Below are 13,184 nucleotides of genomic sequence, written 5' to 3'. Positions count from 1 at the left end.
ATGCCCGCGCCGACGCTGACGCCGCCGCACGCGATCGTCGTCGGCTCCGGTCCCAACGGGCTGACCGCGGCCGCGACCCTCGCCCTTGCGGGGGTCCGCGTGACCGTCCTGGAGGCCGAAGCGACGATCGGAGGCGGCACCCGCAGCGGTGAGCTCACCCTCCCGGGGCTGCTGCACGATCACTGCTCGGCGATCCACCCCCTGGCCGTCGCGACCCACCGCGACCTCGACGTGACATGGGCACGCGCCCCGGTCGAGCTCGCGCACCCGTTCGACGACGGCACCGCCGCGATGATGATGAAGGACATCGACGCGACCGCCCGCGGCCTGGCCCGCGACGGCGATCGCTGGCGCCGCCTCTTCTCGATGCCCGCTTTGCGTGAGACCGACGTCCTGCGGCCGCTGCTCTCCACGTGCCCGCGCCATCCGGCGAGCGCCGCCCGCCTGGGCCTGCTGGCCGCGATGCCCGCCACCGTCCTGACCCGCGCCTTCGCCACGCCCCAGGCCCGCGCGCTCTTCGCCGGCGTCGCAGCGCACGCGTCGACGCCGCTCTCAAGGCCGGTCAGCTCCGCCGCCGGCGTCCTGCTGATCTGGGCCGCTCACCGCCACGGCTGGCCCGTCGCCGTCGGCGGCTCCCGGTCGATCGCCGCCGCCCTCGCCGCGATCGTGCGCGAGCACGGCGGCACCGTCCTGACCGACCATCGCGTCACGTCGCTCGCTGAGCTTCCGCCTGCCGACGTCACGCTGCTCGACCTCACGCCGTCCGCCGCCGCACGCCTGGCCGGCGATCGGCTCCCCGCCCGCGTCCGCCGCGCCTATGGGCGATATCCCCACGGCCCGGACACCTTCAAGCTGGACCTGGCCGTGGCCGGAGGGATCCCGTGGACCGCCGCCGCCTGCCGCGCCGCCGGCACCATTCATGCCGTCGGCTCGGTCGAGGAGCTGACCTCCTCGCTGCGCGACGTCCACGCCGGCCGCGTGTCGACCAACCCCTTCGTGATCGTCACCCAGCAGTCTCTCGCCGACCCTTCCCGCGCTGCCGGCGAGATGCATCCCGTCTCCGCCTACACGTCGGTCCCGCGCGGCTTCGCCGGTGACGCGACCGAGCTCGTCCTCGCCCAGCTCGAGCGCTTCGCCCCGGCGCTGCGGTCGCGCCTGCGAGCGAGCACGGCGACCACGCACGCCGACATCCTCAGCGGAGCGACCACGGTCAGGCGAGCCGTCTTCGGCCCGCGTCTGACCACCGCGCCCTACGCGACCGGGATCCCCGGCGTCTTGCTCTGCTCCGCCGCCACACCACCCGGCCCAGGCGCGCACGGCATGAGCGGCCACCATGCCGCCCATGCCGCGCTGGCCTTCATGGGACGGTCTACGCAGTCCGCGTGACGATCGGCCCCGCGTGCGGGGACGATGGGCCTCCGCTGGCCGCCGTGATCGTCAGCGGCGTGGCCGTGATAGTGGCCTGCACGTTGTGGCCGAGCATGCAGGCGGACGCGCCGTTAGTCATCTTCAGCGTGTTGGACACGGGCGCGATGCCAGAACCCATCGTGCTGCCGCTGGGGTTCGTGTAGGTCCCCGGCGTCGAGCCTTCCGTTATGCAGTTCAGCGAGCCGCCCACGTAGCTAGTGCAAGTGACGTCGGCGTTGCCGCCCATCACGGCGGGAGGGCCCGCGGTCCACGTGGTCCCAGTGACCTTGAACGTGCAGCTCGTAGTGGCCTTGATGCCCAGGGCGACGCAGTTAGTGAACGCCCCAGTACCGGTGGCGGCGGTCCAGACGACCCCCACGAACGGCGCGGCGCCCACGGTGCCCGCCCACGACGAGTTCGAGCACGTGAGGTTGGTGCCAGTGGCCGTCAACGTCGTCGGGCCGCTGGTGGCGGTGAAGGCGGTGTCGCCGGTGTTGTGCCACGTCACGGCACCGGCGGTTGAGGAAGCGACGGCGAACAACGACAACAACGCTGCTGTCAAGACGCCGAGGCGAACGATCCTGCTCATGGCGTACCTCCAAGGTCCTACGTCGGTATGCGGCGACCGTCGCCGCTTGGGTGAGCGACGTCGAGGCGCGGGACCCGCCACGATGTTGGCCCTTACGAGGCCAAGGCGATCTGACACCTTCCGGGCCGGCCCCACCAGAGCCGACCCGGCCGAACGTGCCGTCGGTCAGGGAGCAATATCGATCAGCACAGGAGATAGCTAGATATTGTCGTCACTGCTCCTACGCAGTCCGCGTGACAAACGGCCCGAGCCCGGTCCCGTTGGCAGTCGTGACCGTGAACGACGTATCGCTGAGGTGAGCGGTGCCCGTGCCGATCGCGCATGAGGAGCCCGAGGCATGAGTCACCGTCAGGCCCGTCCCCGAAGTGAGCAGAGTGCCTGAGGCCTTCGTGGCCCCAGTCGGGTTCTTGAACGACCCGGGCGTCGTCCCTTCCGTGACGCACAAGGTCGTTCCGGTCGACTGGAGCACCGAGAAGCAAGTCGCGTCGGCGACGCCGCTCGTGGTCGCCGGCGGGCCGGCGGTCCAGCTCGCGGCAGTGACGGTGTAAGTGCAAGTCGCGACCACGTTTTGGCCGACCATGGTGCAGGGGGTGAACGTCGCCATGCCGGTGGCGGCCGGCCAGATAGACCCGACGAACGATCCCGCGGTGACGGTGCCGACCGCCGATCCACCGCTGCACGAGAGGTTGTTCGAACCGACCGAGATGGTCGTGGGACCACTCGTCGCGGTGAACGCGGTGCTGCCGGTGTTGTGCCATGTCACCGCATGGGCGGCGGAGGAAGCGATCGCGAACAACGAGAGCAGTGCCGCGAGCGCGACGCCCAGCCGGATGGTCCTGGACATGGTGATGGTGTTCTTTCGTGATTGAGATGGCCTGCCCGAGTCGATCTCACACCTTCCGACGGCGAGTCGCCAGAGCCAGCGCGACAGATCCTGCCGACGGTCAGCATAAATAATCGATCAGCAAAAGCGCTCGGATTCGACGGGCGAGATCGCGTCGGCGCTCGCCCGTCGTTTGAACCCCTACATCTCCGACGGACTACGCAGTCCGCGTGACGATCGGACCCTGGTGCGGGGAGGACGGGCCACCCGACGCGCTGGTGATCCTGAGCGGCGTCGTGCTGATCGTCGCGACGTCGTTGTTGCCGAGCATGCAACCTGATCCCGTGATCCGCAACGACGATGAAGTCGGTGCGACCCCGTTGCCGTTGACCGCCCCAAAGGGATTAGTGTAAGTACCCGGCGTCGAGCCCTGCGTGACGCAGTTCAGCGTGCCGAGGATGTAGGTAGTGCAAGTGATGTCGGCGCTGCCGTTCATCACGGCGGGCGAGCCGGCGGTCCACATGAACGCAGTCACCTTGTAGGCGCAGCTCGTCGTCGCCTGCTGGCCGGCCATGCTGCAGCCCGTGAACGAGCCAGTGCCTGACGCGGCCACCCAGACGGCCCCGACGAAAGGCGCCGCGCCCGTCGTGCCAGTGAACGTGGAGCCCGGGCAGGTCAGGTTCGCGCCAGTCACGCTCAGCGTGGTGGCCGCGCCGGTGGCGGTGTAGGCCGTGTCGCCCGTGTTGTGCCATGTGACCGCGTTGGCGGTTGCGGTGGCGAAAGCGATGAACGACAGGCATGCCGTGACCAGCACGCCGAGACGGATGATCCTGCTCATGGAGACCTCCTGATCCCACGTTGACGATGCGGAACAGGACCAGGACGTATGTCACACCCTCAGGCTCGGCAGCGCCAGAGCCAGGCGGACTGAATCTGTCGTGGATCAGCGATCGTAAGCGATCAGCAAAACGTGCAGGACTAGAGCGCAGCGAGGTGCTGGCCCTGCGCGTATCCGGCCGCCAGCGCGGGCGCCGCCCGCTCAAAGGCCATGAAGTTGGTGCCCATCGCGGCGGCCGCGGTGGGGTCGGGCGCGATGTGCTCGACGTCGGCGCCGTGGCGGCGCAACGCGGCGATCTCCAGGCCGGAGGCGAGGCGGAAGGCGCTGCGAAGGGCGGCCATGCGGCGGTCGCGACCGCCGAAGCCGGCGGTCGGGTCGAGGCATAGCACTTGGGTGCCGGGGCCGGAGTGGGCGGCGTCGAGGTTCGTGACCGACCAGGCGCCGCCGTCGACGTACTCGCGGCCGCCGATCTCCACGGGCGCGAAGACCCAGGGGATCGCGCAGCTCGCGCAGACCGCGTCGGCGACGCTCGCTGCCGGCGCGCCCGGCGCGCCGAACACCACGCGCTTGCCGGTCCGCCGGTCGACCGCGCAGACCCGCAGCCGCCCATCGAAGCGTGCGTCCCAGCGCGCGACCCGCCCGTGCAGCTGGTGCAGCGGTCGGCCGTGCGGCGCCGCCTTGCCGAGCACCGCGGCTCGCGCCAGCGCGCCCGCCGGCTTCACCGCGCCGGCCAAGGCGTTGGCGAGCGGCGCCGAGACCGTCCACCCGACGCGCGCCGCGCCCGCCGCCGCGTCCCGCGCCGCGCGAAGGGGCGCGTGGGGGAGGCCGCCGCGCGTCGCATCTCCGTCTATGCCCTCCGCCGCCTCCTCCGCCAACCCCGGTGCCGCGTCGCGCGCGTCGCCGTCCGGCCGCGGCGGCCGCCGTCCCGCCGCCAGTCGCGCCGCCACGATCGACCCCGCGCTCGTGCCCACGAACGCCTCCGTGCGCGTGTAGTCGACGCCGGCCGCGTCCTCCAGGCCGGCCAACACGCCGTGCATCCAGGCTTCGCCGACGGTGCCGCCGCCGGCGAGCACCAACACGTCGGGCCGCAGCAACGCGGTGGAGGTCATTGCGCCAAAGCCTACAAACCGCCCATCAGACGTTTGTACGTGATAACGTACGGACCTCCTCATGGCCGTCGTCGACCAGCAGATCGATCACCAGATCCAGATCGGGGCGCGCGTCCGTGCGCTGCGCGAGGCGATGGACCTCAGCCTCCGCGATCTGGCGGAGCGCTCCGGCGTCTCCGCCCCGATGCTCTCGCAGGTCGAACGCGGCGAGACCTCGCCAACGCTGGCGGTGGCCTCGCGCATCGCCTTCGGCCTCGACCTGCGGCTCTCCCAGCTCCTGCGGCTCGACGAGGCGGACTCCGTCTCGATCGTTCGCCGCACCGAGCGCCGCCGCGGCGGCGGGGCCGACGGCCACGAGTTCGAGATCCTCACCCCGCCGCTGCCCGGTCAGCGCGCCGAACTGAGCCGCCACGTGCTCGCGCCCGGCTCCGCGACCGGCGGCGAGGGCGACCCGCCGATGCACGAGCCCGGCAGCCGCGAGATCGCGGTCGTCGAGGTCGGCACCGTCACGCTGCAGATCGACGGCGCCGAGCATGAACTACAAGAAGGCGACACCGTCACCTTCGACGCCGACCTGGCGCACCGCTTCGAGAACCCCGGACCGGGGGAGGCCGTCCTGCTGGCGGTTGTCTCCGCGGGCCTCCGTCGTAGTTAAGGACCACAACAACATCACCATGCCCAAGTCCCTGTTTGACAAGATCTGGGAGGCCCACGAGGTCGCTCAGAACCTGATCTACATCGACCTGCATCTCGTGCACGAGGTCACCTCGCCGCAGGCCTTCGACGGGCTCCGGCTCGCCGGTCGCCCGGTCCGCCGCCCGGACCGCACGGTCGCCACGGCTGACCACAACGTCCCGACCGACGGCACGCCCGTCGCGGCGCGCATCAAGGACGTGCTCAGCCGCACCCAGGTCGAGACGCTGGAGCGCAACTGCGAGGAGTTCGGGATCCCGATCTACTCGCTGGGCTCCGAGCACCAGGGCATCGTCCACGTCATCGGGCCGGAGCTGGGCCTGACCCAGCCGGGCATGACGATCGTCTGCGGCGACTCCCACACCGCCACGCACGGCGCCTTCGGCGCGCTGGCCTTCGGCATCGGCACCTCCGAGGTCGAGCACGTGCTCGCCACCCAGTGCCTGGTCCAGCACAAGCCCAAGTCGATGCGGATCCGCTACGAAGGCGAGCTGGGCAAGGGCGTCACCGCCAAGGACCTCATCTTGGCCACGATCGGCCAGATGGGCGTCGACGGCGCCGCCGGCCACGTCGTGGAGTTCTCCGGCCCGGCCGTGCAGTCGCTGACGATGGAAGGCCGCATGACCGTCTGCAACATGACGATCGAGGGCGGCGGCCGCGCGGGCATGATCGCCCCCGACGAGACGACCTTCGAGTTTGTCCGCGACCGCGGCGTCGAGGTTGACCCGGCGTGGAAGGAGCTCTACACCGAGGACGGCGCGACCTTCGACAAGGAGATCGTCGTCGACGCCTCCGCCATCTCCCCGATGGTCTCGTGGGGCACCAACCCCGCCCAGGTCGCGGCGGTCACGGACGCGATCCCCACGCCCGCCGGCGAAGGCGAGGAGCGCGCGCTCCAGTACATGGGGTTGGAAGCGGGGACGCCGATCGAGGAGATCAAGCTCGACCGCGTGTTCATCGGCTCCTGCACCAACTCGCGCATCGGCGACCTACGCGCCGCCGCGCGGATGGTCGAGGGCAAGAAGGTCAACAGCGACGTGTACGCCATGGTCGTCCCCGGCTCGGTCCAGGTGAAGGCCCAAGCCGAGGCTGAAGGTCTCCACGAGATCTTCACCGCCGCCGGCTTTGACTGGCGTGGCGCGGGCTGCTCGATGTGCCTGGCGATGAACCCCGACAAGCTGGAGCCCGGCGAGCGCTGCGCGTCGACCTCCAACCGCAACTTCGAGGGTCGCCAGGGCGCCGGTGGCCGCACGCACCTCGTCAGCCCCGAGATGGCCGCCGCGGCCGCCATCGAGGGCCGCTTCGTCGACATCCGCAACTGGAACTAAGAGAGGCCGAGACCAACATGAAGGCCATCGAGACGATCACCGGTCCCGTCAGCGTGCTGATGCGCGATGACATCGACACCGACCAGATCATCCCCAAGCAGTTCCTCAAGCGCGTCGAGCGCACCGGCTTCGGCGAGTTCCTGTTCTACGACTGGGCCAAGGAGGACGGCTGGGACCTCCCGGTCAACCAGATCCTCGTCACCGGCCGCAACTTCGGCTGCGGCTCCTCCCGCGAGCACGCGCCGTGGGCGCTGGAGGACTACGGCTTCCGCGTGGTCATCGCCTCGTCGTTCGCGGACATCTTCAAGTCCAACTGCACCAAGATCGGGATGCTCCCGGTCCAGGTCAGCACCGAGGACGCCAAGTCGATCGCCGACGCCGGCACCGCGCAGGTCGACCTGACCTCCCAGGAGGTCCGCTGGGAGGTCGACGGCCAGCTGCGCACCGCGTCCTTCGACATCGACGAGGAGACCAAGCACCGCCTCCTCAACGGCCTCGACGACATTGGCCTCACGCTCCAGCAGGTCGCGTCGATCGACGTCTACGAGGCCGAGCGCGAGCGCTCCGGCCCGGTCACGACCGCCCTGTAGCGCGCGCTAAGCGCAAGTTCTGCGCCTCCTGCTCGTTCCAAGCCGTTGCACCACCGCACCGCAACGAACGAGCAGGAGGAGAACTCCCTATGTCCCGACGCCTTCTGGCGGCCGCTGCCACGGCTGCCACGCTGGTCCTCGGTTTGCCGGCTGCCGCCAGTGCCTGGGCCCCCGCGTCCACCGCCACGGTCCACCCGGGTGTCCAGGTCTTCACCGACGGCGCCCAGTGCACCGCCAACTTCGTCTTCACGGCCGGCGGCAAGACCTACCTCGGCCAGGCCGCGCACTGCAGCGGCACGGGCGAGGCGACCGAGACCAACGGCTGCGACGCCGCGTCGCTGCCGATTGGCACGCCCGTCGAGGTCACGGGCGCGAGCAAGCCCGGCACGTTGGCCTACAACTCGTGGGTCACGATGCAGGCCAACGGCGAGACCGACGAGGAGACCTGCGCCTACAACGACCTGGCGCTGATCGAGCTCGACCCGGCCGACGTCGGCAAGGTCAACCCGTCGATCCCGAAGTGGGGCGGCCCGACCGGCATCGGCACCGCCGCCGCGCTGGACGACATCTACTCCTACGGGAACTCGTCGCTGCGCCAGGGCATCACGCTGCTGAGCCCCAAGCGCGGCAAGGTCGTCGAGGTCACCGAGGGCGGCTGGTCCTACAGCCTCTACACGCTGACCCCGGGCATCCCCGGCGACTCCGGCTCCGCGTTCCTCAACGCCGACGGCCAGGCGCTCGGCGTCCTGTCCACGGTCGCCATCGCGCCGCTGCCGCTGTCCAACGGCGTCGGCGACATCGGCAAGGAGATCGCATACGCCAAGGCCCACGGCTTCTCCGAACTGACGCTGGTCAAGGGCACCGAGCCCTTCAAGCCCGGCCTGCCGATCGGCTAGCAGCACCGCACGTCGGCCCGCGGGGCGTCACCGATATCGTGGCGCCCCGCATGGCCACTCGCATCGTCACCCTTCCCGGCGACGGGATCGGGCCCGAGATCCTCGAGCCCGCCGTCGACCTCCTCAAGCGCTTCGTCCTGGACGTCGAGATCGACGAGCACCTCTTCGGGGGCGCCTCGATCGACGCCAACGGCATCGCGCTGACCGACGAGACGCTCGCCGCCTGCCAGGCGTCCGACGCCGTTCTGCTCGCCGCCGTCGGCGGTCCCAAGTGGGACACGACGGATCCGAGCAAGCCCCGTCCCGAGCAGGGCCTGCTCGGCCTCCGCAAGGGCCTCGGCCTCTACGCCAACCTGCGGCCCGTCCGCCCGCTGCCGGCTCTGTACGACGCGAGCCCGCTGCGTCGCGAGATCATCGACGGCACCGACCTGCTCGTCGTCCGCGAGCTCACCGGCGGCATCTACTTCGGCGAGAAGACGCGCACCGAGACGACCGCGTCGGACCTCTGCGAGTACAGCGTCGAGGAGATCGAGCGCATCGCCCGCTCCGCCTTCGAGGCCGCGCGCACGAAGGTCACGAGCGTCGACAAGGCCAACGTGCTGGAGACCTCGCGCCTGTGGCGCCAGACCGTCGCCGACCTCCACCAGCGCGAGTTCAGCCACATCCCGCTGGAGCACGTCCTGGTCGACAACGCCGCGATGCAGCTCGTCTCCAACCCCACGTCCTTTGACGTGATCGTCACCGAGAACATGTTCGGCGACATCCTCAGCGACGAGGCCGCGATGCTCACCGGCTCGATCGGCATGCTCCCGTCCGCCTCGCTCGGCGGCGACGGCCCGGGCCTCTTCGAGCCCGTCCACGGCTCGGCGCCGGACATCGCCGGCCAGGGGATCGCCAACCCGCTGGCGATGTTCCTGTCGCTCGCGCTCCTGCTCCGTCACGGCCTGAACTTGGAAAACGAGGCCAGCGCCCTAGAATCGGCGGTGGACAAGGCCCTTGACCAGGGGCTGCGTACCCGGGACCTCGGTGGGCAGGCGAGCACCGCGGAGGCTACGCAGGCCGTGCTCGCCGCACTGGGTTAGAAGCACAAGGAGAACGACGGACGTGGACGCAGCGGACCTCATCTGGATGAACGGCGAGTTCGTCGCGTGGGACGACGCGAAGATCCACGTTCTGACGCACGGCCTGCACTACGGGACCGGCGTCTTCGAGGGCGTCCGCTGCTACGACACCGAGTCCCACGGCCCGGCGGTCTTCCGCCACCAGGACCACGTCGACCGGCTGTTCGAGTCGGCCCAGATGTACTACATGGACATCCCGTTCACGCGCGAGCAGCTGCGCGAGGCGACGCTCGAGCTGATCGGCCGCAATGGCCAGCGCTCCTGCTACATCCGCCCGCTGGTCTACCGCGGCTACGGGACGATGGGCCTCTTCCCGCTCGACGCGCCGGTCGACGTCTCGATCGCCTCCTGGGCGTGGGGCAGCTACCTCGGCGACGAGGGCAAGGCCAACGGCATCCGCGCCCGCGTCTCCTCCTGGCGTCGCATCTCGCCGGACTCGCTGATCCCGCAGGCCAAGGCCACCGGCCAGTACCTCAACTCGATCCTCGCCAAGGTCGAGGCGCACAAGTCCGGCTATGAGGAGGCGATCCTCCTCGACGACCACGGCTACGTGTGCGAGGGCACCGGCGAGAACCTCTTCATCGTGCGCGGCGGCAAGATCGCCACGCCGCCGCTCAGCAGCTCGCTGCTGGACGGCATCAACCGCCGTTCGGCAATCACGATCGCCGAGGACCTCGGCTACGAGGTCGTCGAGCGCACGATCTCGCGTGCCGAGCTGTACCTCGCCGACGAGATCTACTGCACCGGCACCGCCGCCGAGCTGACGCCGATCCGCGAGGTCGACGACCACGCGATCGGCACCGGCAAGCCCGGCGAGGTCACGCGCGCCGTCCAATCCGCGTTCGAGGACGCGCTGCACGGCCGCAGCGACCGCTACGCCCACTGGCTCGATCCGATCCCCTCGCACTTCTTCAGCAAGGTCGCTGCTTCCTGATGGGGGCGGGTCGGCGAATTCGTTAGCGGCACCCCGATCGCGCCCGCGAGGGCGCGTCGCGTGCCGCTGCCTCGAATCCGCCCGATCCACTCTTACCCTGAAGGACAGAAGACCTGATGACCCATCCCAAGATCGAGACCTACGACGCCACCCTGCGCGACGGCATGCAGGGCGAGGGCATGTCGCTCACCGCCGCCGAGAAGGTGCGCGTGGTCCGCAAGCTCGACGAGCTCGGCGTCGACCTGATCGAAGCCGGCTTCCCCGCCTCCAACCCTAAGGAGCTGGAGCTGTTCGGGCTCTTGGAGAAGGAGGAGCTCCAGCACGCGCAGATCGCCGCGTTCGGCATGACGCGCCGGCGCGACGTCGCCGCCGCCGACGACCCGTCGCTACAGATCCTGGCCCAGTGCTTCGCGCCGGTCTGCACGATTGTCGGCAAGACCTGGAAGCTGCACCTCGAGAAGGTCGTCCGGGTCACGCCCGAGGAGAACCTCGAGCTGATCGCCGACAGCGTCAGCTACCTCGTGAGCGCCGGCAAGCGCGTGGTCTACGACTCCGAGCACTTCTTCGACTCCTACCGCGAGGATCCGGAGTACAGCGTCGCGTGCCTGCGGGCCGCCGCCCGCGCGGGTGCCGAGCGCGTCGTGTTGTGCGACACCAACGGATCGTCGCTGCCGCACCAGATCGCCGACGCCGTCCGGTCGGTGCGCGCGCAGCTGGGGGAGGAGGTCGCGCTGGGCATCCACTGCCACAACGACCTCGAATGCGGCGTGGCGAACACGATCGCCGCGGTGACCGAGGGCGTCACGCAGGTGCAGGGCACCATGAACGGGATCGGCGAGCGCACCGGCAACGCCAACCTGGTGACGGTCATCGCCAACCTGGAGCTGCGCCTCGGCCACGAGCTGCTCGGCACCGAGCGGATGGCGAAGCTGACCGAGACCGCACACTTCGTCGACGAGCTGCTCAACCGCAACCCGGACCCGCGCGCGGCGTGGGTGGGACGCAGCGCCTTCGCCCACAAGGGCGGGCTGCACGTCGCGGGCATCCGCGCCGACGCGACGACCTTCGAGCACTCCGATCCGGCGGTCGTCGGCAACGAGCGTGAGTTGTTGGTGTCCGAGCTGGCAGGCAAGCACACCATCTTGGAAAAGGCCTCTGACGTCGGGCTGACGCTGGACGACGCGGCGGCCGTGCGCGTGATCGAGCGCGTCAAGGAGCTCGAGCACCGCGGCTACCAGTTTGAGGCGGCCGACGGCTCGTTTGAGTTGTTGTTGCGCAAGGAGGCGGGCGAGTACGAGCCGCTGTTCCGCCTGGAGTCTTGGCGCGTGATCGTCGAGCAGCGCGCCGACGGCAAGGTCGAGACCGAGGCCACCATCAAGGTCTGGCTCGACGGCGAGCGCTACGTGACGACCGCCGAAGGCAACGGCCCGGTCAACGCGTTGGATGCCGCGCTGCGCGCCGCGATCCTGCAGGTCCACCCGCACCTGGCCGACGTCCAGCTCGTGAACTTCAAGGTGCGCATCCTCGATGAGACGCACGGCACGGACGCGATCACGCGGGTGTTCATCGACGCGTCGGACGGCACCGAGGTCTGGGGCTCGACGGGCGTCCACGAGAACATCATCGCGGCGTCGTGGCAGGCGCTCGTGGACTCGCTGGAGTTCGCCGAACAGGGCGCGCGGGTGCGGCAGTCGTGAGCAGCACGGACCGCGACCTCGACGTCATCCCGATCGCCCAGCCGGTCATCGGGCCTGAGGAAGAGGCCGCGGTCCTGGAGGTGCTCCGCTCGGGGCACCTCTCGCTGGGGCCGAAGGTGCCGGAGTTCGAGCGGCGGTTCGCGGAGTTCGTGGGTTCTACGACCGCTTCCGCCGTGTCGTCCGGGACGACGGCGCTGCACCTCGCCTACCGCGCGGTCGGCGTGACCGACGGGACCGAGGTGGTGACCTCGCCGTTCACGTTCGTGGCCACCGCCAACGCTGCGGTCTACGAGCGCGCACGGCCGGTCTTCGCCGACATCGACCCGGTCACGCTGAACCTCGACCCGGAGGCGGCGGCCGCGGCGATCACGGAGCGGACCTCCGCCGTCGTCCCGGTCCACATCTTCGGCTACCCAGCCGACATGGTGGCCTTCGAGGCGCTCGGCGTCCCGATCGTCGAGGACGCCGCGCAGGGCCTCGGCGGCGTCCATCACGATGGCATTGCCATCGGCGGCCGCGGCCATCCGTCGATTTTCGGGTTCTACCCCAACAAGCAGCTCGCTACGGGCGAGGGCGGGATGATCACGCTCGGCTCGGCGGAGATGAAGGTCACGATCGACTCCGAGCGCAACCAGGGCCGGGCCCCGAACATGGACTGGCTCGACCACGACCGCCTCGGGTTCAACTACCGATTGAGCGACATCGCGTGCGCGATCGGCCTGGCGCAGATGGACCGCCTGCAGGACATGCTCGACGCGCGCGCCCGCGCGGCCGGCTGGTACCGCGAGGCGCTCGGCCCGCTGGCGACCGAGCGCGGCCTCGGCCTGCCGTGCCCCGACGGCGCCACGATCGAGGGCGACCGCCGCGGCTGGTTCGTCTTCGTCGTCCAGGTCCCGCACGACGGCCCCTCACGCGACGAGGTCATCCGCGCGCTGCGCGAGCGCGGCGTGCAGTCCAAGCCCTACCTGCCCGCCGTCCACTTGATGTCCTACTACCGCGACCAGTTCGGCTACCGCGAGGGTCAGTTCCCGGTCTGCGAGGACATCGCCGCCCGCTCGCTGGCGCTGCCGTTCTTCCCGCAGATCACGCAGGCGCAGGTCGCCCGCGTATCGGCAACGCTCGCCGACATCCTGGCCTGACGGCGCTCGCACGTTCAGGC

General features: G+C 70.1%; 14 protein-coding genes. 11 read left to right on the top strand and 3 right to left on the bottom strand.

Annotation, left to right across the window (positions count from 1 at the left end):
• A complete protein-coding gene (locus ACT01A_RS03530) occupies window positions 1-1,386 on the top strand; it encodes a phytoene desaturase family protein (protein ID WP_445150863.1) in 1,386 nt (461 codons plus the stop codon).
• On the opposite strand, the gene ACT01A_RS03525 is transcribed toward ACT01A_RS03530, so the two are convergent.
• Window positions 1,370-1,996, bottom strand: a complete 627-nt coding sequence (locus tag ACT01A_RS03525) for a hypothetical protein (protein ID WP_445150862.1) — start codon at window positions 1,994-1,996, stop codon at window positions 1,370-1,372. The two genes, ACT01A_RS03530 and ACT01A_RS03525, sit on opposite strands and share 17 nt — an antisense overlap.
• A gap of 365 nt (window positions 1,997-2,361) precedes the next feature.
• On the opposite strand from ACT01A_RS03525, the gene ACT01A_RS03520 reads away from it, so the two are divergent.
• Window positions 2,362-2,544 carry a hypothetical protein gene (locus tag ACT01A_RS03520; protein WP_445150861.1) on the top strand — a complete coding sequence of 61 codons (183 nt, stop codon included), beginning with the start codon at window positions 2,362-2,364 and terminating at the stop codon, window positions 2,542-2,544.
• Between the two features lie 42 nt (window positions 2,545-2,586).
• Window positions 2,587-2,865, top strand: a complete 279-nt coding sequence (locus ACT01A_RS03515; RefSeq protein ID WP_445150860.1) for a hypothetical protein — start codon at window positions 2,587-2,589, stop codon at window positions 2,863-2,865.
• A 171-nt stretch (window positions 2,866-3,036) separates the two neighbouring features.
• Here the strand turns inward: ACT01A_RS03515 and ACT01A_RS03510 are convergent, their stop codons facing one another.
• Both ACT01A_RS03510 and ACT01A_RS03505 read right to left on the bottom strand, forming a co-directional pair.
• Window positions 3,037-3,657, bottom strand: a complete 621-nt coding sequence (locus ACT01A_RS03510; protein ID WP_445150859.1) for a hypothetical protein — start codon at window positions 3,655-3,657, stop codon at window positions 3,037-3,039.
• A 140-nt stretch (window positions 3,658-3,797) separates the two neighbouring features.
• A complete protein-coding gene (locus ACT01A_RS03505; RefSeq protein WP_445150858.1) occupies window positions 3,798-4,766 on the bottom strand; it encodes a patatin-like phospholipase family protein in 969 nt (322 codons plus the stop codon).
• Between the two features lie 61 nt (window positions 4,767-4,827).
• On the opposite strand from ACT01A_RS03505, the gene ACT01A_RS03500 reads away from it, so the two are divergent.
• From ACT01A_RS03500 to ACT01A_RS03465, 8 genes are all read left to right on the top strand, one after another.
• Window positions 4,828-5,421, top strand: coding sequence for a helix-turn-helix domain-containing protein (locus tag ACT01A_RS03500; RefSeq protein ID WP_445150857.1), 594 nt, complete (start codon window positions 4,828-4,830; stop codon window positions 5,419-5,421).
• Window positions 5,422-5,440: 19 nt separating this feature from the next.
• A complete protein-coding gene (leuC, locus tag ACT01A_RS03495) occupies window positions 5,441-6,787 on the top strand; it encodes a 3-isopropylmalate dehydratase large subunit (protein WP_445150856.1) in 1,347 nt (448 codons plus the stop codon).
• Window positions 6,788-6,804: 17 nt separating this feature from the next.
• A complete protein-coding gene (gene leuD, locus ACT01A_RS03490; protein WP_445150855.1) occupies window positions 6,805-7,377 on the top strand; it encodes a 3-isopropylmalate dehydratase small subunit in 573 nt (190 codons plus the stop codon).
• A gap of 89 nt (window positions 7,378-7,466) precedes the next feature.
• Window positions 7,467-8,273, top strand: coding sequence for a serine protease (locus tag ACT01A_RS03485; RefSeq protein WP_445150854.1), 807 nt, complete (start codon window positions 7,467-7,469; stop codon window positions 8,271-8,273).
• 50 nt (window positions 8,274-8,323) lie between these two features.
• Entirely contained in the window at window positions 8,324-9,355 is a 1,032-nt protein-coding gene (gene leuB, locus ACT01A_RS03480; RefSeq protein ID WP_445150853.1) for a 3-isopropylmalate dehydrogenase, read from the top strand.
• Between the two features lie 22 nt (window positions 9,356-9,377).
• A complete protein-coding gene (locus tag ACT01A_RS03475) occupies window positions 9,378-10,328 on the top strand; it encodes a branched-chain amino acid transaminase (protein ID WP_445150852.1) in 951 nt (316 codons plus the stop codon).
• 116 nt (window positions 10,329-10,444) lie between these two features.
• Window positions 10,445-12,025 carry a citramalate synthase gene (gene cimA, locus ACT01A_RS03470; RefSeq protein ID WP_445150851.1) on the top strand — a complete coding sequence of 527 codons (1,581 nt, stop codon included), beginning with the start codon at window positions 10,445-10,447 and terminating at the stop codon, window positions 12,023-12,025.
• Window positions 12,022-13,164, top strand: a complete 1,143-nt coding sequence (locus ACT01A_RS03465) for a DegT/DnrJ/EryC1/StrS family aminotransferase (protein ID WP_445150850.1) — start codon at window positions 12,022-12,024, stop codon at window positions 13,162-13,164. The genes cimA and ACT01A_RS03465 overlap by 4 nt, the downstream gene beginning before the upstream one ends.
• Window positions 13,165-13,184 lie beyond the last annotated feature (20 nt).

This window comes from Baekduia sp. Peel2402, assembly GCF_052567285.1.
Note: the sequence above shows the minus strand (reverse complement) of the source record. Positions and strands in the feature narration are given on the sequence as shown.